The 26,471-nt window shown below is 59.2% G+C and carries 28 protein-coding genes; 17 read left to right on the top strand and 11 right to left on the bottom strand.

Features of this window, described 5'->3' with window-relative positions:
* Positions 1-11 precede the first annotated feature (11 nt).
* Complete coding sequence (locus tag ASD36_RS19630; protein ID WP_082512255.1) at positions 12-545, bottom strand: acyltransferase; 534 nt, start codon at positions 543-545, stop codon at positions 12-14.
* Between the two features lie 6 nt (positions 546-551).
* Entirely contained in the window at positions 552-1,616 is a 1,065-nt protein-coding gene (locus ASD36_RS19625; RefSeq protein WP_082562844.1) for a glycosyltransferase family 2 protein, read from the bottom strand.
* 256 nt (positions 1,617-1,872) lie between these two features.
* On the opposite strand from ASD36_RS19625, the gene trxB reads away from it, so the two are divergent.
* The 7 genes from trxB (at position 1,873) to ASD36_RS19590 (ending at position 8,575) form a co-directional block, all read left to right on the top strand.
* Positions 1,873-2,847, top strand: a complete 975-nt coding sequence (trxB, locus tag ASD36_RS19620) for a thioredoxin-disulfide reductase (protein ID WP_060505711.1) — start codon at positions 1,873-1,875, stop codon at positions 2,845-2,847.
* A 114-nt stretch (positions 2,848-2,961) separates the two neighbouring features.
* Complete coding sequence (locus tag ASD36_RS19615) at positions 2,962-3,858, top strand: LysR family transcriptional regulator VtlR (protein WP_060506051.1); 897 nt, start codon at positions 2,962-2,964, stop codon at positions 3,856-3,858.
* Between the two features lie 639 nt (positions 3,859-4,497).
* Positions 4,498-4,791 (top strand): metalloregulator ArsR/SmtB family transcription factor, encoded by a 294-nt coding sequence (locus ASD36_RS19610; RefSeq protein WP_060505712.1) that lies wholly within the window; start codon positions 4,498-4,500, stop codon positions 4,789-4,791.
* Between the two features lie 68 nt (positions 4,792-4,859).
* A complete protein-coding gene (locus tag ASD36_RS19605) occupies positions 4,860-5,984 on the top strand; it encodes an alkene reductase (protein ID WP_060505713.1) in 1,125 nt (374 codons plus the stop codon).
* Positions 5,985-6,181: 197 nt separating this feature from the next.
* Entirely contained in the window at positions 6,182-6,982 is an 801-nt protein-coding gene (locus ASD36_RS19600) for an aminoglycoside phosphotransferase family protein (RefSeq protein ID WP_060505714.1), read from the top strand.
* 84 nt (positions 6,983-7,066) lie between these two features.
* Positions 7,067-7,570, top strand: coding sequence for a GNAT family N-acetyltransferase (locus ASD36_RS19595; protein ID WP_060505715.1), 504 nt, complete (start codon positions 7,067-7,069; stop codon positions 7,568-7,570).
* Positions 7,571-7,633: 63 nt separating this feature from the next.
* Complete coding sequence (locus tag ASD36_RS19590) at positions 7,634-8,575, top strand: lytic transglycosylase domain-containing protein (protein WP_082512257.1); 942 nt, start codon at positions 7,634-7,636, stop codon at positions 8,573-8,575.
* 96 nt (positions 8,576-8,671) lie between these two features.
* Here the strand turns inward: ASD36_RS19590 and ASD36_RS19585 are convergent, their stop codons facing one another.
* Positions 8,672-9,841 (bottom strand): MFS transporter, encoded by a 1,170-nt coding sequence (locus tag ASD36_RS19585; protein WP_060505717.1) that lies wholly within the window; start codon positions 9,839-9,841, stop codon positions 8,672-8,674.
* A 190-nt stretch (positions 9,842-10,031) separates the two neighbouring features.
* Positions 10,032-11,234: a pyridoxal phosphate-dependent aminotransferase gene (locus ASD36_RS19580; protein WP_060506052.1), complete on the bottom strand. Its 1,203-nt coding sequence runs from the start codon at positions 11,232-11,234 to the stop codon at positions 10,032-10,034.
* A 459-nt stretch (positions 11,235-11,693) separates the two neighbouring features.
* On the opposite strand from ASD36_RS19580, the gene ASD36_RS19575 reads away from it, so the two are divergent.
* The 6 genes from ASD36_RS19575 to ASD36_RS19550 all read left to right on the top strand — a co-directional run bounded on the left by ASD36_RS19575 (position 11,694) and on the right by ASD36_RS19550 (position 18,357).
* On the top strand, positions 11,694-14,042 hold the full coding sequence (locus tag ASD36_RS19575) for a marine proteobacterial sortase target protein (protein ID WP_060505718.1): 2,349 nt from the start codon (positions 11,694-11,696) through the stop codon (positions 14,040-14,042).
* A complete protein-coding gene (locus tag ASD36_RS19570; protein WP_060505719.1) occupies positions 14,035-14,739 on the top strand; it encodes a class GN sortase in 705 nt (234 codons plus the stop codon). Before ASD36_RS19575 ends, ASD36_RS19570 begins: the two co-directional genes overlap by 8 nt.
* 75 nt (positions 14,740-14,814) lie before the next feature.
* Complete coding sequence (locus tag ASD36_RS19565; RefSeq protein ID WP_060505720.1) at positions 14,815-15,966, top strand: PQQ-dependent sugar dehydrogenase; 1,152 nt, start codon at positions 14,815-14,817, stop codon at positions 15,964-15,966.
* A 141-nt stretch (positions 15,967-16,107) separates the two neighbouring features.
* Positions 16,108-17,004 carry a DMT family transporter gene (locus ASD36_RS19560; RefSeq protein ID WP_060506053.1) on the top strand — a complete coding sequence of 299 codons (897 nt, stop codon included), beginning with the start codon at positions 16,108-16,110 and terminating at the stop codon, positions 17,002-17,004.
* 548 nt (positions 17,005-17,552) lie between these two features.
* Positions 17,553-17,768, top strand: a complete 216-nt coding sequence (locus tag ASD36_RS19555) for a cold-shock protein (protein WP_037098666.1) — start codon at positions 17,553-17,555, stop codon at positions 17,766-17,768.
* 145 nt (positions 17,769-17,913) lie between these two features.
* Complete coding sequence (locus ASD36_RS19550) at positions 17,914-18,357, top strand: BA14K family protein (RefSeq protein ID WP_060505721.1); 444 nt, start codon at positions 17,914-17,916, stop codon at positions 18,355-18,357.
* A gap of 93 nt (positions 18,358-18,450) precedes the next feature.
* On the opposite strand, the gene ASD36_RS19545 is transcribed toward ASD36_RS19550, so the two are convergent.
* Both ASD36_RS19545 and ASD36_RS31045 read right to left on the bottom strand, forming a co-directional pair.
* A complete protein-coding gene (locus ASD36_RS19545; protein WP_060505722.1) occupies positions 18,451-19,092 on the bottom strand; it encodes an MBL fold metallo-hydrolase in 642 nt (213 codons plus the stop codon).
* A gap of 135 nt (positions 19,093-19,227) precedes the next feature.
* Positions 19,228-19,392 (bottom strand): hypothetical protein, encoded by a 165-nt coding sequence (locus ASD36_RS31045; protein ID WP_164491969.1) that lies wholly within the window; start codon positions 19,390-19,392, stop codon positions 19,228-19,230.
* A 438-nt stretch (positions 19,393-19,830) separates the two neighbouring features.
* Between ASD36_RS31045 and ASD36_RS19540 the strand changes: the two genes are divergently transcribed.
* A complete protein-coding gene (locus tag ASD36_RS19540) occupies positions 19,831-20,091 on the top strand; it encodes a hypothetical protein (protein WP_060505723.1) in 261 nt (86 codons plus the stop codon).
* Between the two features lie 105 nt (positions 20,092-20,196).
* On the opposite strand, the gene ASD36_RS19535 is transcribed toward ASD36_RS19540, so the two are convergent.
* Complete coding sequence (locus ASD36_RS19535) at positions 20,197-21,087, bottom strand: branched-chain amino acid aminotransferase (protein ID WP_060511751.1); 891 nt, start codon at positions 21,085-21,087, stop codon at positions 20,197-20,199.
* A 307-nt stretch (positions 21,088-21,394) separates the two neighbouring features.
* Between ASD36_RS19535 and ASD36_RS19530 the strand changes: the two genes are divergently transcribed.
* From ASD36_RS19530 to ASD36_RS19520, 3 genes are read left to right on the top strand one after another with little or no spacing between them, the layout of a single operon-like run.
* Complete coding sequence (locus tag ASD36_RS19530; RefSeq protein ID WP_112834496.1) at positions 21,395-21,844, top strand: MarR family transcriptional regulator; 450 nt, start codon at positions 21,395-21,397, stop codon at positions 21,842-21,844.
* A gap of 48 nt (positions 21,845-21,892) precedes the next feature.
* Complete coding sequence (locus tag ASD36_RS19525; protein WP_060505726.1) at positions 21,893-22,594, top strand: response regulator transcription factor; 702 nt, start codon at positions 21,893-21,895, stop codon at positions 22,592-22,594.
* A gap of 26 nt (positions 22,595-22,620) precedes the next feature.
* Positions 22,621-24,000: an ATP-binding protein gene (locus ASD36_RS19520; RefSeq protein WP_060505727.1), complete on the top strand. Its 1,380-nt coding sequence runs from the start codon at positions 22,621-22,623 to the stop codon at positions 23,998-24,000.
* On the opposite strand, the gene ASD36_RS19515 is transcribed toward ASD36_RS19520, so the two are convergent.
* Genes ASD36_RS19515 through ASD36_RS19500 form a run of 4 tightly spaced genes read right to left on the bottom strand, consistent with a single transcriptional unit; the run spans position 24,001 to position 26,261 of the window.
* On the bottom strand, positions 24,001-24,558 hold the full coding sequence (locus ASD36_RS19515) for a dual specificity protein phosphatase family protein (protein WP_060505728.1): 558 nt from the start codon (positions 24,556-24,558) through the stop codon (positions 24,001-24,003). It abuts the gene before it with no gap.
* 24 nt (positions 24,559-24,582) lie between these two features.
* Positions 24,583-24,924, bottom strand: a complete 342-nt coding sequence (locus ASD36_RS19510) for a tRNA-binding protein (RefSeq protein WP_060505729.1) — start codon at positions 24,922-24,924, stop codon at positions 24,583-24,585.
* A gap of 15 nt (positions 24,925-24,939) precedes the next feature.
* Positions 24,940-25,758, bottom strand: a complete 819-nt coding sequence (gene proC, locus ASD36_RS19505; protein ID WP_060505730.1) for a pyrroline-5-carboxylate reductase — start codon at positions 25,756-25,758, stop codon at positions 24,940-24,942.
* 2 nt (positions 25,759-25,760) lie between these two features.
* Positions 25,761-26,261, bottom strand: a complete 501-nt coding sequence (locus tag ASD36_RS19500; RefSeq protein WP_037098689.1) for a YbjN domain-containing protein — start codon at positions 26,259-26,261, stop codon at positions 25,761-25,763.
* Between the last annotated feature and the right edge of the window lie 210 nt (positions 26,262-26,471).

Here is a 26,471-nt window from a genome sequence, read left to right as displayed (position 1 = left end):
ACCCTTTCTTGTTACTGCCCGCGATATTTCACAAGCCTCGCCGGACTGCCGACATAAATTCCATAGGGCTCCGTCTTGCCTTTGACGACGGCATTCGCGCCGATGACACACCCTTTTGATATATGCGAGTCCCCCAATATCTTCGCGCCGGCCCCGATCCAGACATCGTCCTCGATGGTGATCGGTTTGGCGATGACACCCTGCATGGTAATGGGCTTGGAGACATCGTCATAACGGTGGTCGAAGGAAACGATCACGACATGGGCAGCGATGCGCACATCATTGCCGATCTTGATCCCGCCAAGACCATAGAGAATGCTATAGGGATTGATCGAGACGTTCGAGCCAATCTCGATGCTTCCCTTCTGCGCGTCGATGAACCCGCCCTTGTGAATCTTGAACCGGTCGCCGATGACAACGCGGCCGCGATAGGCATCGATGGCCGCGCCCGAGCGAATCTGGGCTCTGCGGCCGATGCGCAAATGTCCCGGCAACAGAAATCCGCGAAGCAGCCAATAACAATGGGTCAGCGATCCGATGCGCATCCGCCGTTAAATCCCCCCGCCCTGGCCGGTGGACCAGATCGACCGCATGAAACCACGCTCGACCAGTTGCTCCGGCGAGGCATATTTCAAGGTTCCGTCATAGACAAAATCAAGATCGCCGCTGGCCTCGACAGTGTCGAGAATGCGCTGATATTCACGAGCGCCACCGAAATACTGCTTGTCCTCCACCGCAGCCCGCGTCTTCTCATGATAATCGGCAAAGAATTTGAAATGCAGCAGCACGCCTGAAATGGCCGAGAAATTGCGATCGAAAGGCAGTGGCTGATGGATGCTGATGCCGAAACTGCACTCGTCGTCCCAATACATCAATGGATATTTCATCATTTCAGCTTCTGCTGCAAACTTGCGCCGGCGCGGGCCACCGGCGAGACTGAGAAAGCGCTTTGTCTTCTCAAGAATGTAGCCGTTGCCATCGATACAGCCGGCAACCGCCCAAGGCATGACGTCCGTCGAACCGTCGAAAGCGAAAGCACTGACGCTGCCACCCGGATACATATCAATCATCGGCGCCGCAAACCGGCGAAGCCCGAGACGTTCCAATTGCGCAATCAGGTCCGGCAACGGCTTTTCAAAACAGCGGTCGTAGACGAGATACTCGTCCGCATCGATATTCAGATACCAGCGGTTCTTGCCATAGCGGGCAAACAGCGCTTCGCGCCAGAGCTTTCCGCGGCGGGCTTCGCCATAACGCACCGTCGAGGTCCAGACATCGACATCGGGCTCAGCGCATAGCAATTCGCGCGTGCCATCGTCGGATTGATCATCGACGCAGATGAAACGGGTGACACCGAGCGCGCGGTAATGGGCAAGCAGCGAGCGCATGAACTTGAGGTCGTTGTGCGCCAGGAAAAGCAAAGGCACGTCGCTATCCGCCAGCGGCCAGAAGGTGACAGGCGACAAAAGCGCGAGCGGTACCGTTTCGGCTCTGCTTTTAAGCCGGGCGGAGACGCGGCGACTATCGAGCCAGGTCCGGAGCCGGTGAAACAGCGTACGGCTATAATCGAAATCGTCCGGGTTTTTGAACGGATATGAGGATTGCCGTATTTTCACTGCCAGTTCGATCCCGATCGGCCACTTGTCACAAGGCTCGTCGGTAACACGTATTAGGATGGAAAAACGAGAGAGAGTTTGTGTGTCATGCACAAAAACCTCGTAAAACCGGGGCAATGGAGCAACACATCTGTGTGTATCAGCAGCCTCGCCCTTGAAACAGGGCTGGGGGAATCCCTAGACTAGAGAGGATTTTCTCAACCCAGGACGAAGCTGGGCGGCATTATACCGTCATAGCGATCGAAGGACCCGGACCATGACTGCCCGACACACCAAAGTTCTCATCATCGGCTCAGGCCCGGCCGGCTATACCGCCGCCATCTATTCGGCACGCGCGCTGCTCAACCCGGTTTTGATCGCCGGCATGGAACAGGGCGGGCAGCTGATGATTACCACGGATGTCGAGAACTATCCGGGCTATGCCGATCCGGTCCAGGGACCGTGGATGATGGAGCAGATGCTCAAGCAGGCGCAGCATGTCGGCGCCGAGATCGTCAACGACCTCGTCACCGATGTCGATATGTCGGTGCGCCCGTTCAAGCTGAAAACCGACAGCGGCACCGATTGGACGGCCGACGTGGTGATCATCGCCACCGGCGCCAAGGCGAAGTGGCTGGGCATCGAGAGCGAACCAGCCTTCCAGGGGTTCGGCGTCTCGGCCTGCGCCACCTGCGACGGCTTCTTCTATCGCAACAAGGACGTGATTGTTGTCGGCGGCGGCAACTCTGCCGTCGAGGAAGCGCTGTACCTGTCGAACCTTGCCAAGACCGTGACGGTCGTTCACCGCCGCGATCACTTCCGCGCCGAGAAAATCCTGCAGGAGCGGCTGTTTGCCAAGGAAAACGTCAAGGTCGTTTGGGATCATGAAGTCACCGAATATACCGGTGCGGCGGCCAAGCCCCCAATGCCGGCCTCGGTCAGCGGCGTCAAGCTGCGCAACACCAAGACGGGCGCAGTCAGCGACATGCCGATCGACGGCGTGTTCGTGGCCATCGGCCATGCGCCTGCGGTCGAACTCTTCAAGGACAAGCTACGCCTGAAGCCGAACGGCTATCTCTGGACGGCGCCGGATTCGACGGCCACGGATGTGCCGGGCGTTTATGCCGCAGGCGATGTGACCGACGATATCTATCGCCAGGCCATTACCGCCGCCGGAATGGGTTGCATGGCGGCTCTTGAAGCGGAAAAATATCTGGCGGGCCATATGCCTGTCGCAATTGCGGCCGAATAGAAGCCGCGAAGAATGGGATCGGTCGAAGACCGTTCCTGAGTGGGAACAGACAATTAGCCTTATGGCGGAAAACACGAGGCCGTTTTCCGCCACGAGCATTTATTGGGGGACGGCATGCCGCTAGACTGGGACAAACTGCGTATTTTCCATGCGGCGGCGGAAGCGGGATCGTTCACCCATGCAGCCGACAAGCTTCATCTGTCCCAATCGGCCATCAGCCGCCAGGTCAGTTCACTGGAGCAGGATGTCGGCATCAAGCTGTTTCATCGCCATGCCCGCGGCCTGATCCTCACCGAACAGGGTGAAATCCTCTATCGCACGGCACACGAAGTGCTGATGAAGCTGGAAAGCGTCAAGGTCCAGCTGACCGAGAACACCGACAAGCCATCCGGCAAGCTGCGTATCACCACGACGGTGGGTCTCGGCCAAGGCTGGCTGACCGACAAGGTGCAGGAATTCCTGGCGCTTTATCCCGACATGCAGGTTCAGCTGATCCTCGACAACGAGGAACTGGATGTGAACATGCGCCATGCCGATTGCGCCATCCGGTTGCGCCAGCCACAGCAGTCCGACCTCATCCAGCGCAAACTGTTCACCGTGCACATGCACGTCTACGCAGCCCCCTCCTACATCAACAAGTATGGCGAGCCGCAGTCGATCGAGGATCTCGACAACCACCGCATCATCACCTTCGGCGAGCCGGCGCCCAACTACCTGCTCGACGTCAACTGGCTGGAGATCGCCGGCCGGGATTCGGACAATCCCCGCCCCTCGCATCTGCAGATCAACAGCCAGACCTCGATCAAGCGCGCCTGCCTGCTCGGCATCGGTATCGCCATGATGCCCGACTACATCGTCGGCCGCGATCCCGGCTTGATTCAACTTCCGATCGGTGCCGAGATTCCGTCCTTCGATACCTATTTCTGCTATCCGGACGAGATGAAGAACGCCGCCAAGCTGAAAGTCTTCCGTGATTTCATCGTTGCGAAGGCACGTAACTGGGCCTTCTGATGCAGCCTTCGCACCTGCACAAAAAACACTCTCTACCTTTCTCCTAGACAAACTGTTGTTTTAACTTATTTTTTGCCAAATCCTCTGCTTTATAAGGGATGCAAGGAATAGAAACCGCCTGAAAATTACGCAGGGGTGCGTCCGGCACATGGCTGTCATGCAGATTAAATCATTGCGAACAGCCCAAAAAACCATCATACCGACTGCAGCTGATGCATCTTGGTGGCTTTTTTCCTCCCAGTGCCACCGCAGCAGCTGTTCCCCTCTGGAGGTTTAATTACCTTCATAACTATAAAGGGCCCAAGTTTTTCTTGTGGCCCTCTTTTTTTGCCCAGATTTCAAAGACATCCCTAAGGTTGCAATATTTCTTGCCGAGCGGCATTGAAGTTTTTAGGCACCTTTCCCATATCCAGTTCAGCTGATGCACATGGTGGTCTTTTCCTCCCAGTACCACCGCAGCAGCTGTTCCCCTCTGGAGGTTCTATAACCTTCACATCTAAAAGGGCCCTGTTCGTCAGCGGCCCTCTTTTTTTGCCCGGATTTCCCCTCCAGGCATTTTTCACGAAGACGTGACTTGAATATCGGAAAATACCGATTTACGTATCGCTATATCGGAATTTAGCGATACAGAGTAGACTGATGGACAAGGACGAAATTCTCAAAGCCCTGGCGCATCCCAAGCGCATCGAAATGCTCGGCTGGATGAAAGAACCGGAAGCGCATTTTTCCAGCCAGCATCATCCGCTGGATATGGGTATCTGTGCCAGCCAGTTCGAGCGCTGCGGCCTGTCGCAATCGACCGTGTCCGGCCATCTGTCGATCCTGCAGCGCGCCGATCTCGTCAGCACCAAACGTGTTGGCCAATGGGTTTTCTACAAGCGGAACGAAGACACAATCGCAGCGTTCCTGAAGGACATCGGCAACACGCTCTGACCGCCAACGTTGCCCAACATTTTATCCTCCCAAGATAAACACCCCGCAGCAAACGAAAAGGACTTCCCATGACTTCCCTCTTCGACCCGATCAGGATCGGCGATATCGAGCTTGCCAACCGCATCGTGATGGCTCCCCTGACGCGCAACCGCTCGCCGGGCGCCGTGCCGAACACGCTCAACGTCACCTATTACGAACAGCGTGCCTCCGCCGGCCTGCTGATCACCGAGGCGACTGCGATCACCCATCAGGGCCAGGGCTATGCCGACGTTCCCGGCCTCTACACCAAGGAAGCGCTCGACGGCTGGAGACAAGTGACCAACGCGGTGCACAAGGCAGGTGGCAAGATCGTCGTGCAGATGTGGCATGTCGGCCGTATCTCGCACACGACGCTGCAGCCGGATGGCGGCAAGCCGGTATCGGCCTCGGCCATCCAGGCAAAGTCGAAGACCTATCTGATCAACGCTGACGGAACCGGCACCTTTGCGGAAACGTCCGAACCGCGCGCGCTGGAACTCTCCGAGATCCCGGGCATCATCGAAGACTACCGCAAGGCCGCCCGAGCTGCTGTTGATGCCGGGTTCGATGGTGTCGAAATCCATGCCGCCAACGGCTACCTGATCGACCAGTTCCTCCGCTCGGGTTCCAATGTCCGCACCGACGAGTACGGCGGCCCGATCGAAAATCGCGCCCGCTTCCTGTTCGAGGTTGTCGATGCGATCACCAAGGAAATTGGCGAAGGCCGCACCGGCATCCGCATTTCGCCCGTGACGCCTGCCAATGATTCCTCCGATCCGAATGCGCAGGCGCTGTTCACCTATGTCGTCGAAGGACTGGCCAGGTACAAGCTGTCCTACATCCACATCATCGAGGGTGCGACTGGTGGCCCACGCGACTTCCAGCAGGGCGACAAGCCGTTCGACTATGCGGCGCTGCGCCAGGCCTATGAAAAGGCCGGCGGCAAGGCCGCCTGGATGACCAATAACGGTTACGACCGCGACCTCGCCATCCAGTCGGTCAAGGACGGCAAGACCGACCTCGTCGCCTTCGGCAAGCCGTTTATCTCCAACCCGGATCTGGTTGAACGCCTCAAAGACGATGCACCGCTCAATATGCCGGATCAGGCGACTTTCTACGGCGGCGGCGCCAAGGGCTATACGGATTATCCGGTGCTTGAACAGCAGGTTGCTTGACTATCCACCCTCCCCTTGAGGGGGAGGGTCGGCACGAGAGTGCCGAGTGAGATAAGGCGATGAGGGGGTACGGCCGTGATTTCGGAGCCAGCCGCCCCCTCATCCGGCCCTACGGGCCACCTTCTCCCCATAGGGGAGAAGAGGACGCGAACCACCGTTTCTCTCATTGGGGAAATCACGGAGTGAAGGTGCCTGCAATGTTCGACCATTTCATCAAGGCATGGGCCTTGCAGCCTGATGGCGTGCCAGTCGTCACGCCGTCCAGCCTCCTCCTGCCCGTCCGCTGGCAAGGTCTGCCTGCAATGCTGAAGGTGGCGACCATTGCCGAAGAGAAACGCGGCGGCCTGTTGCTGCAATGGTGGAACGGCCAAGGTGCAGCCAAGGTCTATGCCAGTGAGGATGACGCCATCTTGCTCGAGAGAGCTGAAGGCAAGCGTTCTCTGCTGTCCATGGCCATGACGGGCGAAGACGAGGCTGCGAGCCGGATCATCTGCGAAACCGTCGCAACCCTGCACAGGCCATCCGCAAAACCCTATCCCGAGCTTGTTCCTCTCAATATCTGGTTCCGCGCCTTGGAACTGGCCTCGCTGGCGCATGGCGGCAAGTTCAGCACCTCTGCCACCGTGGCAAAAGCGTTGCTTGCCGAACCCCGGGAGATCGGCGCGCTGCATGGCGATATCCATCACAGCAATATTCTCGATTTCGAAGCCCGCGGTTTTCTGGCCATCGACCCGAAAGGTTTGCTTGGCGAGCGTGGCTATGACTATGCCAACCTGTTCTGCAATCCCGACCTGCCATCGACACAGGAGCCGGCAAGACTGCGACGCCAGCTTCCCATCGTGGCACAAGAATCGGGCCTTGCGCCGGAGCGGTTGCTGCGCTGGATCGTCGCCTATGCCGGACTTTCCGCAGCGTGGTTTCTTGAAGATGGCGGCGATCCGGCACCGGCGCTTCGCGTTGCCGAAATTGCAGCGGCGGAGCTTGCCGGTAATCCATAAGCAGTTTGCGCAAGGGCAGGATTTACCGGCTGTACAACGCCTCTATCGCGGCTTAGAGCTTCGCCAAACTGCTGGAGACCACTGATGCACCTGCGCGACGCCGAAGAAACCGACCTGCCTGCCATCCGCGACATCTACAATGATGCCGTGCTCAACACGACGGCGATCTGGAACGATACACAGGTCGATCTTGTCAATCGCGCCACATGGTTGGCCGATCGAAAACGCCTCGGCTATCCGGTTCTTGTCGCGGTTACGGATGACGGCACCATTGCCGGCTATGCCTCGTTTGGCGACTGGCGCGCTTTCGACGGTTACCGCCATACGGTTGAGCACTCCGTCTATGTCGAGAAGAACCAGCGCGGCGGCGGCATCGGCAAGCTGTTGATGCTTGCCCTGATCGAGCGGGCGGCGGACTGCGGCAAGCATGTGATGGTCGCTGGCATCGAAGCCAACAATGCCGCCTCGATCCGCCTGCACGAAAAGCTCGGCTTCGAGATCACCGGCCAGATGAAGGAAGTCGGCACCAAGTTCGGCCGCTGGCTGGACCTGACCTTCATGCAGCTGACCCTGCCGGAAAAACCATAAGCATTTTCCGGTTTCGCCGATCGATGCTATCAAGGGCCGTCGAAGCGGACGGTCCCCTGGCGGATGAGATACAAAAGACGTTGGCAGGAGCGGATATGGCTTGCAGCGCTGTCTACGGCCGCGGTGCTTAGCGGGACGTTTTTGCACAGCCCGATTGCCCTGGCGCAGCCGGAATGGCGTGCACCACCGTGCGTCTACTCCGCCAATACCGGCACGGCGACGCTTTGCGTGCGCGCCAAAAGCTATAGCCGTGACATCTGCACGGCGCTTGGCCATTTCGCTGAAACCAATGCGCTCCCACCCGACTTCTTCGCGCGACTGATCTGGAAGGAAAGCCTGTTTCGGCCGGATGCCGTCAGCCCGAAGGGTGCCGAGGGCATCGCGCAGTTCATCCCTTCGACCGCGAAACTGCGCGGGCTCACCAATAGCTTCGACGCGCTGGAAGCCTTGGGAAAATCGGCCGAATATCTCGATCTGCTGCGTAATCGCTTCGGCAATCTCGGCCTTGCCGCTGCCGCCTATAATGCCGGTGAAGGCGGGCTTAGCAACTTTCTGGAAACCGGTAATCTGCCGTCCGAAACGCGCGCCTATGTGCTGGCCATCACCGCCCATCCGGTCGAGGAATGGAAGGACAATCCGCCTCAGACGCTCGATCTGCGGCTCGACAAGGACAAATCCTTCTACGATGCCTGCACCGCCCTTGCTGACAAGCGGCGGCTGAAGGAGGTTGAGTTTGAAGAGGAAGGCACCTGGACACCCTGGGGGGCGCAGCTTTCAGCACATTTTCAGAAATCGGTTGCGGAACGGCTGTTTCTGGCCACCGTCAGCCGCATGCCCTCGCCGCTTAATACGGAGAAACCGCTGATCCAGCGCGAGCGCAACCGGGCCTTCGGAAACCGGCTGCGCTACACGGCCCGCATCGGCCGCCAGACGCGGGCGGAAGCCGATGCAGTCTGCGCCGATATCCGCAAGACCGGCGGCGCCTGCATTGTCTTCAAGAACTGAACAGTCACCCTGTGCTCTCCAAAGGCCCGCGTTACCGCGTCACCTTCGATGCGCTGGTCGAGGGATTTTGGCCTATCTAGGGAAAAAAGCCGGCCGTTAGACCGCAGCAGTAGCCGCATCCGCCACACTCCGGCGCGGCGCCAGCGCCTTGACCGAAAACAGCGCGTAGATGATCAGCGGCAGGCAGACGAGATAGGATGTGCGGATGCCCGCATGTTCGGCAACAAAGCCGAGCAGCGGTGGTGCGAGGAAGAAGACGATGAACGTCACCTGCCCGAGGGCCGCGACATTCACCTGCGCCGGCCTGTCAGTGCGCTGCGCAGCCGCAGACACTGCCAGCGGATAGACCGCACTGCATCCGCCACCCATCAGCGCGAAGCCGAACAGCGCGACATAGGCATGCGGCGCCAGCCAGACGGCGGTGAGGCCGATGGCCGACAGCACAAGCAGGACCGAGGCGACGTTGCGGGCGCCAAACCGGTCGACGACCGGATCGATGAACAGCCGGGCCATCGCCATGAAGAAGGTGAACAGAGTCAGCCCCAGACCGCCGATGAACGGCTCGACGGCAAAGACGTCGCGCATGTAGATCGCCGACCAGTCGATCCCCGCGCCTTCGACCAAGAAGGCCGCAACGCCAATGATGCAGAGCGGCAGCAGGCCAAGCGTCGGCACGGCGAACAACGGCGCCTTGGCCTCGTGCGAAACCGCCCGCGCCGGCGCGTTGCGGATACCCGAAATGGCAAATGCACCGGCAACGACGACGACGACAAGCGTTATCCCCAAATGCAGCTGCATCGAGATTTCCGCCTGGCGGACGCCCGAAGCGATCAGCGCGGTGACGAAAAAACCGAAGCTCCAGAACCCGTGCGCCCTGTTCATGATGCCTCGGCCAAGCCGCGCCTCCAGCCGGTCGATCTCGACATTGAGGTTGATTTCCAGCGCACCGGCCAGCAACCCGGCGGTAAACAGCACGCCGAACACCAGCACCGGCGCGCCAACCCAGGGAACAATCGCAAACGCGGTGGCCGTCCCGAGAACGGTGATGAAGGCCGTGGTGCGCGCGCCCAGATGCGCAATCAGCGGCGAAGAGAATGTCAGCGAAATCAGCGCCCCGACTGCCATGCCGATCAGCGTCAGCCCGAGCTCGGATTTATTCACCCCCAGCGCCACCTGCAGGTCCGGCATGCGGGCCAGCAACGCGCCAAGCGACACGGCAAACAGGAAGAAACAGGTATAGATCCTGTGATGCGGCGCAATAGTCATGACGGGGCTCCTCGGTACGCTGTTGTGTATCGGGAATTGGGTTGGAGCGGAAGCCAAGCGCACATTCAAGGGTAAAGATTTACCCCGGCGACTGTCAGATTTCGCGACAGAGAGAAATGGCGAGGTAGCCAAGCTCCAACAAAAAAACCCGCCGTTTCCGGCGGGCCCATTGTCGTTCAGTGACGATGCCTTACTTGCAGGCGCCGCAGAAGCGCTGGATGCGCTTGCAGGCTTCTTCGAGCTGCTCTTCCGAAGTCGCATAGGAGATGCGGAAGTTCGGGCCGAGGCCGAAGGCCGAACCGTGAACGACGGCGACGCCTTCGGATTCCAGCAATTCGGAAACGAAGTCCTCGTCGCTTTCGATCAGCTTACCGTTTGGCGACGTCTTGCCGATCAGGCCCTTGCAGGACGGATAGACGTAGAACGCCCCCTCCGGCGACGGGCATTCGATGCCCTTGGCCTGGTTGAGCATCGAGACGACGAGGTCGCGGCGGCCTTCGAAGATCTTCTTGTTTTCAGGAATGAAATCCTGCGTGCCGTTCAGCGCCTCGACAGCCGCCCACTGGGCGATCGAGCAGGCACCCGAGGTCTGCTGGCCCTGGATCATGTCCATCGCCTTGATCAGCGACAGCGGGCCGGCTGCGTAGCCGATGCGCCAGCCGGTCATGGCATAGGCCTTGGAGACGCCGTTCATGGTCAGCGTGCGGTCATAGAGCTTTGGCTCGACTTCAACCGGCGTGGCAAACTTGAAGTCGCCATAGGTCAGGTGTTCGTACATGTCGTCGGTGAGCACCCAGACATGCGGGTGCTTCAGGAGCACATCGGTGAGGGCCTTCAGTTCGGCATGCGTATAGGCAGCGCCCGACGGGTTCGACGGCGAGTTGAAGATGAACCACTTGGTCTTCGGTGTGATCGCCTTGTCGAGGTCTTCGGCTGTCAGCTTGAAATTGTTGGCCTGGGTCGCTTCGACGAATACCGGCGTGCCGCCGCAGATCGACACCATCTCCGGATAGGAAACCCAGTAAGGTGCCGGAATAACGACTTCATCACCCGGGTTCATCGTCGCCATGAACGCGTTGAAAAGAATCTGCTTTCCACCGGTGCCGACGATTGTTTGGGCAGCCGTGTACTCAAGATTGTTTTCGCGCTTGAACTTCTTCGAAATCGCTTCGCGCAGTTCCGGGATGCCCGAGACCGGCGTGTACTTCGTCTCGCCGCGGTTGATCGCGTCGATGGCGGCCTTCTTGATGTTATCCGGCGTATCGAAATCCGGCTCTCCGGCACCAAGCCCGATCACATCGCGGCCCTTGGCTTTCAGTTCCCGGGCTTTCTGGGAAACGGCGATGGTGGCGGATGGCTTTACACGGGAAAGGGCGTCGGCAAGAAAGGCCATGATATGTTTGTCCTGATCAGGTTGAAACAGCATGCGGCCAAGAGCGGGCATCGCCGGGCTCCATAGCGGTTAGGTGTATGTCGAAAGACCGCCCCGGTTTCAAGCGCAAAGAACCGATAAAACCGGCAAAATGCGTAACCATGACAATGTTTCTTCAGTGACATCACAGGTTTGGATGAATCACTTTGTCGGCTGAGCTGCGCAGACGATTGAAACGACTCTGCTTTTTTGAGCCCTGCCAATGAGAAACGTCGCCCCGGGCTGCCGTATCCGGACGGAGCGCAATAACGTTTCTTCACCGAGATTTATTCATTAAAAACAAAAACTTTTGCCACTTTCCGCAACGCCTTGATTTGGTCACAACAAATGCCTCGGCCTGCCGCAATTCCGTCCTTGTGCAGCCGATTTCGGAGCCTTTTCTGAAGGCACACGAATCCATTTGCGCCGAGGGGGCCTGCAATGCTTCTGGACACCGAAAACTCAGCAAAGCGACCAAGCCGCATGACCGCGCGGCACATCGAATATGCGATCGTCGCAGCCCTTGCTGCCCTGACACTCGTCCTTTTGTTCGTGATGGGTGTCTTTTCGCACGCCGTGGCCGAGACCAATGACGGCAAGCCGCAGCGTCTTGCCGGTTATGTGCGCCCCAACGACATGGGGACCGGTGCCTTGCTCTTTCCCTCCAAGGAACCGGGGTCCTTCGTCGAGGCGCCGCGTCTGGCGACCGACGTGGTGATCGACGTCAACGGTCCGATCATTCGCACCCGCGTCACCCAGCGCTTCCAGAACCCGAGCAAGGGTTGGGTCGAAGGTACCTATGTCTTCCCGCTGCCGGAAAATTCTGCGGTCGATACGCTGAAAATGCAGATCGGCGACCGCTTCATCGAGGGTGAGATCAAGGCCCGCGAAGAGGCCCGCAAGGTCTATGAGGAAGCCAAGGCCGAGGGCAAGAAGACGGCACTTCTCGAACAGCAGCGCCCTAACATCTTTACCAACCAGGTTGCCAATATCGGACCGGGTGAAACCATCGTCGTGCAGATCGAATACCAGAGCAGCGTTCATCAGTCGGGTGGCGAGTTCTCGTTGCGTTTCCCGATGGTCGTCGCACCGCGCTACAATCCCGACCCAATCATCCAGACAGTCGATCTCGATCCGAAGTCCGGCTATGCGGTCAACGATCCGGTACCGGACCGCGACAAGATCGCCGCCCCCGTACTCGACCCGGCTGAGAACGCCAGGATCAATCCGGTGACGCTGACCGTCAATCTCAATGCCGGTTTCCCGCTTGGCACAGTCACCTCGCCGTTCCATCAGACCGACATGCAGACGGTCGATGACATGGCGCGCACGATTTCTCTGAAGGGCGGCAGCGTGCCGGCCGACAAGGATTTCGCGCTAAGCTGGAACGCCATCGCCGGCAAGACACCAAATGCGGGCCTGTTCCGCGAAACCCAGGGTGGCAAGACCTATCTGTTGGGCTTCGTCACGCCTCCCGCCGGGTCCGCTGTAACGGAAACACCGGCAAAGCGCGAGGTCATCTTCGTCATCGACAACTCCGGCTCGATGGCCGGACCATCGATCGAGCAGGCACGCGATAGTTTGGCGCTGGCAATTTCCAAGCTCAAGGCCGAAGACAAGTTCAACGTGGTGCGTTTCGACGACACGATGGAGGTGCATTTCCCCACGCTCGTCCAGGCAACACCGGACAAACGTGAGGATGCCATCGCCTTCGTTCGCGGCCTGACCGCCGATGGCGGCACGGAAATGCTGCCGGCGCTCGAAGCAGCCCTTCGCACCCAGGGTCCGGTCGAACCCGGAGCGCTGCGGCAGGTGGTGTTCCTCACCGATGGCGCGATCGGCAACGAGGCACAGCTGTTCGAGGAGATTTCGAAGAACCGTGGCGAGGCTCGCGTCTTCACCGTCGGCATCGGCTCGGCACCCAACACGCATTTCATGACCAAGGCCGCCGAAATCGGCCGTGGCACCTTCACGCTGATCGGCTCGGAAGATCAGGTTGCTGCGCGCATGGGTGAATTGTTTGCCAAGCTCGAAAACCCTGTGATGACCGACATCGCCGCTGACTTCGACGGGGCCAATGCCCGGGATATCACCCCGAACCCGATGCCCGACCTTTACCGCGGCGAGCCGGTGGTGCTGACAGCGCAGCTTGACGGCGCAACGCCCGCAGGCAAGCTGCAAATCACCGGCAAGACCGGCAACCAGCCGTGGCGGATCGAAATGGATGTTGCCAAGGCCTCCGAAGGCCAGGGCATAGCCAAGCTCTGGGCCCGCCGCAAGATCGACGATCTCGAAGCCAATGCCTATGCGGTCAACGATCAGGCGGCGCTTGACAAGCAGATTGAGACGGTAGCGCTTGCCAACCACCTTGTCTCGCGCGTCACCAGCCTTGTCGCCGTCGATGTGACGCCGTCCCGTCCGACCGGTGAGCCGGTCGTCAGCACCGACTTGCCGCTCAACCTGCCCGAGGGCTGGGATTTCGAGAAGGTGTTCGGCGAGAAGCCACAGCAGGCCATGCCGGAAGGCGAGCGCAAGGCATCGCTTGAACGGAGCGAACAGCAGGCCATGATGGTCGCCGACCGGATGGCCGCAGCACCGACGGCGCGCGCCGCCAGCGTAATCGCCGACGCCGGCAAGCAGGTGGACCTGCCGCAGACGGCAACGCTTGCCGACCGGCATATCCTGATCGGCCTGCTGCTGCTCGCCTTTGCCCTGATGGCGGCGACAACGTTCAGCCTGTGGCGCTGGCAACTGCGTGGCCTGGCTTTGGAGGCAAGCGACCGTGTCTGATAAGCCCGGCAACCAGGAAAATCAGGACAAGGAAGGACGCGCCGGTTTTCTGGCGCGCCTCACCGCGCTGGAAACGATTGTGCTGGCCGGAATCCTGCTGATCGCGCTCGCCGGCCTGATGCTGGTCGGCAAAGGCTTTTACATGAAGGCCAAGGCGGAGGTTTCGCAGGTTCTTTTGAAGCGCAGCTTTGAGGCGCAACTGCAGGGTGAAACCAATGTCAAACCCTGGCCCTGGGCCGACTTTTCCACCGAGGCGGAAATCACCGCACCCCGGATTGGTAAGACGGCGGTCGTGCTTTCCGGCGCCAGCGGCGAGGCCCTGGCCTTTGGCCCGGCCCGCCTGGCCAATACGCCTGCGCCGGGGGAACCCGGCACGTCGGTCATCGCCGCGCATCGCGACACGCATTTCCGCTGGCTCAAGGACGTCAAGCCGGGCGATCTCCTGGTCGTCACCCGCAACGACGGCACCAACCTCACCTTTCGCGCCGGCAGCAGCCGCATCGCTCGCTGGGACCAAAGCGGCATCAACGCCAATGCGCCCGGCCGCAATCTGGTACTCGCCACCTGCTGGCCGTTCGATGCCGCCGAGCAAGGCCCGCTGCGTTACATCATGAATGCCGAACTTGTCGCGGATGCAGACCCATCAACGCTCGCCGCGCAAGGTGAATCAGGTAAACTCCCGGTCAAATCCTTTTGATCGCAAAACCTCGCTCGGGACCTTGATCCGCGTGTCTCAAGACCCAGCTTCAACGGGTATCCGTGGGAGAATGAGATGACGACGCCATTCGCAAGCCTGTTGAAATTCGCCGGACTGGCGTCGGCTTTTGCCGCCGTCCCTGCCCTCGCCGACACTCCCAAGCAGTTTACGACCGGAAAGGCGGCCGTCCAGGTCGATACGATCGCATCCGGCCTCGACAATCCATGGTCAGTCGAAGTGCTTCCGGATGGCGCTTACATTGTCTCAGAGCTTGGCGGCACCCTTCGCATCATCCGTGACGGAAAGGCGTCCGAGCCAGTCACCGGCGTTCCGGACGTGGCGCCGCAGGGACAAGGTGGGCTTCTCGACGTCGCGCTCGATCCCAAATTCAAGACCAATCGCACGCTGTTTCTTTCCATGGCGGTCGCAGAGCGCAGCCGCTATGGCACGGCCGTCGTTCGCGCGACCCTCTCCAAGGATGGCAAAAGCCTGACACAGGTGCAGGAACTTTTCCGGATGAATAGGTTCACCGGCAAGGGCCAGCATTTCGGGTCGCGGATCGCGGTGGCCGCCGATGGCAGTCTGTTCTTCGGCATCGGCGATCGGGGCGAACGGGCTCGGGCACAGGACATGCGCGACCATGCCGGCGCCATTTTGCATATCAATCCGGATGGCAGCATTCCGGAGAACAATCCCTACAAGGACGGCAAGGCCGGACTTGCCGAAGTCTGGTCAAAAGGCCACCGCAATCCGCAGGGCATTGTCATCGACCCGGACAGTGGCCAATTGCTGACGGTCGAACACGGCGCGCGCGGCGGCGACGAAATCAACGCGCCGCAGCCGAGCAAGAACTATGGCTGGCCGGTCATCACCTACGGCAAGGATTACTCCGGCGCGAAGATCGGTACCGGGCAGGCCGCCGATGGCTACGAACAACCGCTTCACTACTGGGATCCATCCATCGCGCCCGGCGCCATCGACGTCTATCGCGGCGCCATGTTTCCCCAGTGGAACGGAAACCTGTTGGTATCAGCGCTGAAATCCGAACTGCTGACGCGGCTGGAACGGGATAAAGACGGCGCGATTGTTGCCGAAGAGCAGCTGTTCGAGGGCGAATTCGGACGCATTCGCGACGTCAAGGTTGCGCCCGACGGGGCGATCCTGATGTTGACGGACGGAGACGGCGGCGCGCTTCTGCGGGTTTCCGCACCTGGCAACAGGAGCTGATAGCCCGACAATTTGCGCCAGACGACCGCTTGCCGAAAATCCGTGCAGATGTTAGCTCAGATGCAAATAGGATCCAACGCACTGCTGCCCTGAAATCGTTCCGATATGAGGCCTTCGTGCCGATACATCAGGACCAGCATCGTGACGCGCTTTCAGGCCAATCTCTTCCTGCTCATGTCCGGCGCCATCTGGGGGGCCGGTTTCGTTGCTCAATCCACAGCGATGGAATCGATCGGCCCGATGTGGTTCATCGGCCTTCGATTTGCCATTGCAACCGCGGTAGCAGCACCGCTGGCTTTGTGGGAGCATCGCAAGGCAGAGAAACCAACACCGAAATCCAACATCCGCAACTTCCTGTGGATCGGGCTGGCATTGTTTGCCGGTGCGATGACCCAGCAGCTTGGTCTCCTGACGACCAGCGTCACCAATTCCGGCTTCCTGACCGGGCTCTACGTCGTGTTCGTACCGATCCTGACCGTGGTGTTCCTGCGCCGCAAGCCGCATTGGGTCATCTGGCCGGCAGCCGGCATGGCGCTGCTCGGCATTTTCCTTCTCAGCGGCGGCACGCTTGCCGGCCTGAACAACGGCGATTTCCTGACCATCATCTGCGCTGCCTTCTGGGCACTGCAGGTGATGCTGGTCGGCATTTTCGTTGGCAGTACCGGCCGGCCGATGCTGCTGTGCGTGGTACAGTTTGCCGTCTGTGCGGTTCTGGGCTGTTTAGCCGGAGCGTTGTTCGAACCACTCGATATGACGGCCATTACAAACGCCCTGCCCGAAATCCTCTATGCCGGTTTCTTTTCCAGTGGCATCGGCTTCATTTGCCAGGTGGTCGGGCAGCGCTATACGACAGCGCCGCAGGCGGCGATCTTCTTGTCGAGCGAAGCATTGTTTGCCGCGCTGCTCGGCGTTCTGCTGCTCGGTGAATCCATCACCACCGTTGGCTACATTGGTTGCGCAACGATCTTTGCCGCCATGCTGATCGCCGAGATCGTGCCCGAACTGACAAAGCCAAAACGCATCGCAGCCGGCGCCTGATGCCTCGCCGGTCATAAGGCGTAGCTTTCCGAGTGTTGACTGCGTTGCATTAGAACACCCGCAAGTACCAGTTTTATCAAACGGTTAATATTTAAGATACCCGGGGAAACGGGTCGTGTTGCCTTAATCTTCTCAGGCACACTCAGCCTCAAACGGCTTAAAAAATGCGTATTCGCGGCCAAATGATAATATTTTCAATAGTTTGCAATATATCGGCCGAAGAACCGCATTTTTTGGCAGTTGATTGCTTTTTAAACAAACCAAAACGGCACACTTGTTTCAAAAAACTTTTGCTTGCCAATTTAAAATAAACACAGCAATCTTACTGTGTTCGGGCAATTTGCGAACACGGGAAGACCTTTATATTAACGCGCGCCGGACACGCACAATGTCCCGGGCAGTCAGGCAAAGAGACGGAATTCTTCGATGGCTGGCTGCAATTACAGGACCCTTTCCTCATAGTCGAGAACTGCCTGCCGCACGCCCTTTGGGGCAAAATATCGTAATGCTGCCCGCTGCATCCGGGCAGAGGAAAAAGGACCTGACGTATGGCCGAGACTGGCATTGTTAAATTCTTCAACACCGACAAGGGCTTTGGGTTCATCAAGCCGGACAATGGTGGCGCCGATATCTTCGTGCACATCTCCGCAGTCCAGGCCTCGGGCCTGAACGGACTCTCCGAAAATCAGAAGGTCAGCTTCGACACGGAACCGGATCGCCGCGGCAAAGGCCCTAAGGCGGTCAACCTGCAGGTTTCTGGCTAAACGGCCCGAGTTTCTGCAAACAGATTCACGTTGAAGCCCGGCCTCGTTGCCGGGTTTTTTCATTCAGCCTGCGTTCAGTTTCGCCAGACTAATCTGTTTTCATCATCAAGGACTGAATTGTCCGGCCGAAAACAGGATCGAATCAATGAACAAGGTTATCAAAGCTGCCGTTCTTGCCATCGCCACCGCAGCGACGGTCATTCCGACAGTATCGTCCGCCCAGGCCGAAGACTGGGGCCGTCGCGGCTATCGCCATGGTGGCTACGACAGAGACTATCGCCGCCACAACAATGGCGACGCTGTCGCGCTGGGCGCACTTGGCCTTGCTACCGGCGTCATCATCGGCGGCGCGATTGCCAGCCAACCGCGCTACCAGGAACGCGTCTATATCGATCCGGAGCCCGAATATTATGAGCCGCGCCCGGTCTATCGCCGCGCACGCCCGGTCGTTGTTCAGAACTACGGTGGACTGGAGCCTTGGACACCCGGCTGGTACCGGTATTGCTCGCAACGTTACCGCTCGTTCGATTCCCAGTCCGGCACATTCCGCGGTTATGATGGCCGGGACTATTTCTGCCAGGCAGGCTGAGGCGACAGTCTCGTTTCACTGAAAAGGCACGTGCTGACCGGCACGTGCCTTTTTTTATTGTCCCTGCCCCTGGCACAGGACCGATGCTGGCCGTTACAGACCGCGCAGATAAGGGTTGGTCCGGCGCTCTTCGCCGATCTGCCCGCCCGGGCCATGCCCACAGATGAAGCCGACGGTATCACCAAGCGGCAGGATCTTGTCGCGGATCGAATCGAGCAGTTGCTGGTGATTGCCGCCGGGCAGATCGGTGCGGCCGATGGAGCCGCGAAACAGCACGTCCCCGACATGCGCAAACCCCTGCTCGCGGTTGAAGTAGACGACATGGCCGGGCGCATGGCCGGGGCAATGCAGAACCTCGAAGACGTGCTCACCGAACGAGACGGTGTCGCCATCCTCCAGCCACCGGTCCGGCAAGACGTTCTCGACCTTCATGGCCAGTCCGAATTTTTCAGCCTGGGTCTCCAGCTTTTCAAGCAGCGGCCGGTCATCCTTGTGCGGTCCGATAATATCGAGGCTGAGGGCTTCCTTCAGCTCCTTGGCACCGCCGGCATGATCGATATGGCCATGGGTCAGCCAGATCGCCTTCAGCGTGATGCCATTTTCCTTGATGGTCTGCAGGATGAGATCGACGTCACCACCCGGATCGACGATGACACCTTCCTTGGTTTCGGTATCGAACAGAACCGTGCAATTTTGCTGGAAATGGGTAACCGGGATAACGCCCGCCTGTAACATGTAGCCGTGCCTCGCTGTCTCACTCGTTGAACAGCATATAGGACGGACGCACCGCAATGAAAACGGCAAAGACGCCAGGGAAACACAGAGCAGCTGCGAAAGGCGCCCTATCTGGAAGGCGGAGGACAAATCGCCTTAGCGCATTTCCGCCAGTTCGACGGCGACCGGCAAAGGCGCCTGAAAGTTGATCGTTGTCATCAACAGAGCGAAAACCGCAAGCTTTGCAGCGACAACGGTGACGACAACGGGACGCAGCTGGCGCGCGGTGGAGTGTGAATCCTCGGAGATTGTCTGCGACATATCATTCATCCTCTCAGTTGGCGTCTAAACACCGGAATTGCTTAAAGGTTCCGGTAAAGCGGAACGAATTCAGTATTTTACAATTTCGAAATATTCGCAGTTCCAAAGGGAACATGCCAAGGCGCACTGGCGCCGGCGGCCAGACGGCTGGTGCATGGCCAAAAAAAACGCGAGTGGCAAGAAGGGCAAAGGCAGGATTTCGTGCCGTTTTTTTGAGCAAGATAGCCCCAGCTCGGCGACGTTTTCAGCCGGGAGAAGTCTCGCGAAAACCGCCGTGGGGCCTCTCCACCAGAAGGAGATCCGGACTCAAAATCTCATTTCGCAGTTGCGAAATTGACTCATACCATTTTTCGCCTCAACCTGAGCATGCCGGATCGACGGCGTGCCAGGTGAGTCCGGGGGGCCGGACGCCAGTGGCGGACACGGGAGCAGCGAGCAATGGAAGCAATAATTACGCAATTGATTGCCGGCGCAGCGGGTGGAAACGCAACGGGCGCGGTTCTCAAGCAACAGGCACTTAGCATTGTCGTGCGCACGATCGTCGGTGCCATCGGCGGTCTTGGTGGCGGGTTTCTCGTTCAGATGGTGGGTGGCGAAGCCGCAGCCACGGGACTGATTACGCAGGCCATCGGCGGACTTGTCGGCGGCGGCGTCCTGACCGGGCTTGCCGGCATGGTCATGGGCGGAAGCAAGGCCTGAAGCATTTGATTTACGGCGCGTGCATGGCCGCGTGAACCCAGCATACTCAACGATCAAAAAAAGGCGGCTCATCGGCCGCCTTTTTTCATTGATTTTGCCTGCGGCTTATTCGGCGGCAACGGCGGCTGGATAGACTTCCTTCATGTAGTCGTTCATCAGCGTCTCGGAAATCGTCGCCGGCTTGAACGTGTAGGGGCCAATCTCAGATACCGGCGTCACTTCGGCAGCAGAACCGGTGAGGAAGCACTCCGAGAAACCGGCAAGCTCTTCCGGCATGATCGCCCGTTCAACCACCTGGTAGCCGCGGCGCTTGGCCAGTCCGATCACCGTCTGGCGCGTGATGCCGTTGAGGAAGCAGTCCGGCACCGGCGTATGGATTACGCCGTCTTTGACGAAGAAGATATTGGCGCCGGTCGCCTCGGCCACCTGACCGCGATAATCGAGCATCATCGCATCGGCATAGCCCTTGGCTTCCGCCGCGTGCTTGGAAATGGTGCAGATCATGTAAAGGCCGGCGGCCTTGGAGGCGCAAGGGGCGGTCTTCGGATCGGGGCGGCGGTACTCGGCGATATCGAGACGGATACCCTTCAGCTTTTCAGCCGGATTGAAATAGCTGCCCCACTGCCAGATGGCGATCGCGACGTTGATGCGGTTGTTCTGGGCGGAAACGCCCATCGATTCCGAACCACGCCAGGCGATCGGCCGGACATAGGCCTCCGAAAAGCCCTGACGCTTCAGCAGTTCCACCGTCGCGGCATCCAGTTCCCCGACCGAATAAGGAATGGTGAAGCCAAGGATTTCCGCCGACTTGTGCAGACGTTGATTATGCTCGTTAAGCTTGAAAACACGGCCGCCATAGGCTCGCTCGCCTTCGAACACGGCACTGGCATAATGAAGCCCGTGGGTCAGCACGTGAACCTTGGCATCCTTCCAGTCAACGAACTCACCATTGAACCAGATCTGACCGTCCAACTGATCAAAAGGAACTGCTGCCATTGTCTCATCCCTTGGCGCCAACGCACCATTCTTTATGTTGATTGTCTTCCCGGTTCCCATTTATCGGCAAACGTGAACGACGGAAATCCGCTATGGTGATTTTGAATTGGCGATCGGAGCGGCGCGGCCTATCTTCACGGATGAGACGAGCGTCGGGTGTTCGCCCTTCTGCAGTTAGAGACTTACCAACCACGAAAAAATATGTCAATATAGCTGACATATTTTTTCAAATGTTTCGTAGAATGCTCTGCAATTGAAAGGAAACGACTGAGTGGCGGGACAGCCGAACCAAAAAGCCGAAAACGAGATGCCATCGGCTGGGGCAGACAACACGGACGCGGTTGATTTTGAAATCATCGAGCTGTTCTTCTTTGCCTACCGGGATTTTACGTCCGACCCGGATGTGATTCTCGAAAAACGCGGTTTCGGGCGCGCGCACCATCGCGTGCTGCACTTTGTTGATCGCGAACCGGGCATGACGGTCGCCAATCTGCTCGATACGCTGCGGATCACCAAGCAGAGCCTGGCGCGTGTTTTGAAACAGCTCATCGATTCAGGGTATATTCATCAAGTTGCTGGACCGGAGGACCGCAGGCAGCGCATGCTCTATACAACGAAGGAAGGCAAGACGCTCGCAAGGGCCTTGGCCGAGCCACAATCACGGCGCATCGCCGAGGCCATGGAAAAAACCGGTCCCGGCGCGCGCGAACTGGTCAAACGTTTCCTGGCCGGCATGAAAAATGCCGGCGATAATTGACACCCGGCAAGACAGCCGGCCTATGCGAGATGACAGGGCCAACGACAGATGACAAAGACCATCAGGATCGACGATGATGCTGCCCATCTGCTGGTCGTGGATGACGACCGCCGTATTCGTGATCTTCTCAACCGTTATCTGATGGAAAAGGGTTTTCGCGTCACCACCGCTGCCGACGCGGACGAAGCACGCCGCAAGCTCGAAGGCATCGACTACGACCTTCTGATCGTCGATGTGATGATGCCCGGTGAAACCGGCATTTCGTTGACGCAGAGCCTGCGCAAGATCAAGACCGTGCCGGTGATCATGCTGACGGCGCTCGCCGAATCCAATGCCCGTATCGAGGGCCTGGAGGCCGGTGCCGACGACTATCTACCCAAACCCTTTGACCCGCGCGAACTGGTGCTTCGCATCAACAACATCCTCAGGCGCAATACGCCGGCAAAGGCCCCCAAGGTGGAGCAGGTCATCTTCGGCCCCTTCACCTTTTCCGTGGTGCGCAAAGAACTGCGCCGCGGCGCCGACCATATCCGGCTAACCGATCGCGAACAGGAGATCATGATGTTGTTTTCACAACGCGCCGGCGAGACTATCCCGCGCCATGAACTGGTCAGCGACGAGGCTGAGGTCGGCGAACGGACGATCGACGTGCAGATCAACCGCCTGCGCCGCAAGATCGAGGACGATCCGTCCAATCCTGTCTGGCTGCAGACCGTACGTGGCATCGGCTACCGGCTGAGCGTGGACTAGTGCGATGACCATCCGGCTGGGTATCCATGGCAAGCTTTGACATCCTGCGGCGCTATCGCGGACAAACCGGTGATACGGCCTGGAAGCGCAGTGTCCGCTGGCTGAGGCGGCGGTTGCCGATGGGGCTCTACGCCCGTTCGCTTTTGATCGTCATCATTCCGATGGTGCTACTGCAGTCGGTGGTCGCCTTCGTCTTCATGGAACGGCATTGGCAGCTGGTCACGCAAAGGCTCTCGGCGGCCGTTACCGGCGATATTGCCGCCGTCATCGACCTGATCGATGAAATGCCCGCCAGTGATTACTCGGATATCATCCAGATTGCCCGTGACCGGCTCAACCTGCGCATCTCGATCGAACCGGATGGCGAACTGCCGGCGCCGCGCCCAAAACCTTTTTTCGAAATCCTCGACCAGATCCTCAGCGAAGAGATATCCGACCAGATCCGCAAGCCGTTCTGGATCGATACCGTCGGCAATTCCGATCTCGTCGAAGTGCGGATCAAGCTTGACGACCAGCGAATCCTGAGGGTCTATGCCCGCCGCAGTCAGGCCTACGCCTCCAACACCCATATCTTCATCGTCTGGATGGTTGCCGCCTCGCTGGTGCTTTTGACCATCGCCATCCTGTTCCTGCGCGGACAGATCCGGCCGATCCTGGCACTCGCCAAGGCAGCCGAGAGCTTTGGCAAGGGCCAAAAGATCGACGATTTTTCCCCGCGCGGCGCCGAGGAAGTCCGTAAAGCCGGCCTTGCCTTCATCCAGATGCGCGAGCGCATCGAGCGCCAGATGGAACAGCGCACCGCGATGCTGACCGGCGTCAGCCACGACCTTCGAACCATCCTGACCCGTTTCAAGCTGCAATTGGCGCTTGCCGGCGACAGTGCCGATCTCGATAATCTCAACCAGGATGTCGAGGATATGCAGAGCATGCTCGAAGGCTACCTTGCCTTCGCCCGCGGCGAGGCGGAGGAAGACGTCGGGCAGTTGAAGCTGAGCGACCTGATGAACCGGCTGACGCTCGAGGGTGAGCTGCAGGACAAGACGGTCACGACCTCAGTGGAAGGCGACGACAATATCCGCGTCCGGCCGAATGCCTTCACCCGGCTGGTCGCCAATCTGGCATCGAACGCTTACCGCTACGCCAACACCGTCCATATCGATGCCAAGCACAGCAGCAAATGGCTGACCGTCACCGTTGACGACGACGGCCCCGGCATCCCAGAACGCTCGCGCGAAGACGTGTTCAAACCGTTCTTCCGGCTTGACGAAGCCCGCAATCTCGACAGTTCAGGAACAGGCCTCGGCCTTGCCATTGCCCTGGACATCGCCAGAAGTCATGGCGGCAACGTCACGCTGGCGGATAGCCCAATGGGTGGATTGAGGGCTGTGGTCCGGGTTCCGGTATGATCAACGTGAATAGGTGCCGATCATGCCGCGCCGTTCGTTAAACCGGTGCCAGGCGTCGATGCGTTTCGGATGCTTTGACCGCATGACGTCGAGCGGGGCGAGAAGCCGCCCTTCCCGTTGCCAGTGCGCGTCGAAAATTTCGATGATGCGGCGGTTCGGCCAGGGCTTGTTGACGATCGACAGCAGTGCTGCAAAAGCCTCATCCTCACGGCCAGCGCCAAAGCGGTGGGCGATGATGCCATAGGCAAAGGCAGTCGAGCGGCTGACACCCGCATGACAATGCACGAGGATCCGGCTGTCTTCCCGTTCAATGGCCGGAAGGACGGTATCGAAGAACGCCGTGACTGCATCCGGAAAATGGCTGGTCGCCAATGCATTTTCCTGGTCGCGCAGACGCACCACATGGTGCTGTGCGGGGGAGATACGCGGAACGTGCTCTTCGGCCAATTCCGGGTCTAGCAATGAAACGACATGCGAGGCCGACCAGTCTGTGGCGACCATGGCCGCATCGCGCAGGCACGTGACACGGATGAAGTCTCGAACAGCACTCAGGTCCATCGCAAGGTTCCTTACCAAAAGTCCTCAGAGGAGCCGCTTGCCATTCGGCACCGGCTTGTCGGTGGCGGCAAGCACGATCGCGCCGGCTTCGTCCTCGAAGCCCAATGTCAGGACTTCCGAGCGGAACGGGCCGATCTGCCGCGGCGGGAAATTGACGACGCCGAGTACCTGGCGGCCGATCAGGCTTTCCGGCGTGTAGTGGGCGGTGATCTGCGCCGAGGATTTCTTGATGCCGATCTCCGGACCGAAATCGATGACGATCTTGATCGCCGGCTTGCGTGCTTCGGGAAAGGGCGACGCCTCGATGATTGTGCCGGTGCGAATATCGACGCGCTCGAAATCGGCGTAACTGATGGTCTCGGTCATGAAAAGAATCCTGAACTAGCCGGCCAGCTCTTCCGCCCGCTTGCGGGCTGCGGCAATCGCCTTATCGAACAGGGGCTGCATGCCGTCATCGGCCATGAGGATGTTGAGGGCTGCCGCCGTGGTGCCGCCGGGAGACGTCACGTTCTGGCGAAGCCTTGAAGCGTCGTCGGGGGACTGGTGCAAGAGTTCGCCAGCCCCCGCGACGGTTTCCCGTGCAAGCCGCATGGCAAGGTCCGCCTGAAGACCGGCCTTGCGGCCAGCCTCCGCCATGCACTCGACGAGATAGAATACATAGGCCGGGCCGCTGCCCGACACGGCGGTGACCGCATCGATATCGGCTTCGGTTTCGACCCATTCGACCGGGCCGGATACTTTGAGAAGATTGTGGACGAGATCACGCTGTGCGCTCGATACGGCACCATTGGCAAAGGCGCCGGTGACGCCACGGCCGATCATCGCCGGGGTGTTCGGCATGGCGCGCACCATGGCAGCGTCACCGAGATGCGATTGCATGAAGGACAGCGTCGTTCCGGCCGCAACCGAAACCACCACGGTTTCAGGACCGACGAGGCTCTTCAATGGCGGCAGGACCGCGCCCATCATCTGCGGTTTGACCGCAAGGAAGAGAACACCGGCCTTCAAGTCCGCGGGCGCAGCCGTCACATGGCGCGCGCCGTTGTCGGCAATCAGCTTGGCCATGGCCGGCGGCGGGCCGGGATCGATCACCAGAAGATCGGCACCGGAGATACCACTTTTCAACCAGCCGGCGAGCATTGCGCCGCCCATATTGCCTGCACCGATCAGAACGACCGGACCTGACGCATGCACAGCCATTGTCACGCCTCTCCGACGGTTTCAAACATAACGGCTTCGACAGCGCTCTGCGCATCGACACCTGACCAGACCACAAACTGGAAGGCCTGGAAATAGGATTCGCAGGCTTCAAGCGCGCTCGACAGCAGAACTTCGACCTGCTGGTTGGTCGGCTCCGCACCACCGGCAAGCAGCAGCGACTGGCGGAAAATCACCACGTCTTCCTGACGCCAGAGGTCGAAATGCCCCATCAGCACCTGACCATTGATATGGGAGAGCAACCGGATCACTTCGTTGACGCGGCTTTCCGGGACCTTGATGTCGAAGGCGCAGGCAAGGTGCAGCGCCTCGAACTCCTCCATCCACGAGAAGGAGACGTGGTAATCGGTCCACTTCCCTTCCACCGTCATGGCGATTTCATCTTCGCCCGAGCGCTCGAAGGACCAATCATTGTTGGCAGCGACGAACTCGATCATATCGACCGGGTTCGATTGGCGCTCAAGTTCCAGTTCCATCAGGCTCATGCATCACCCCAAAAGTCCTGGCGCAGACATGCGACATCGTGTTCACACACAAGGCTGCAAACTCAAACACCAGAAACAAACACTTATGATTACCGGAAACACGACCATCCTGGCTAACATACCCTGCCTGGAGCTTGCGTGATCCGTTTCGAATCATCATTTAAAATCAGTGTATAATGCCGGAGTCCGCATGAAAGCCCCCCGGGTGAA

Source organism: Rhizobium sp. Root1334, from assembly GCF_001426665.1.
Taxonomy (GTDB): domain Bacteria; phylum Pseudomonadota; class Alphaproteobacteria; order Rhizobiales; family Rhizobiaceae; genus Pararhizobium.
This window is presented reverse-complemented; position numbering and strand designations above follow the sequence as displayed.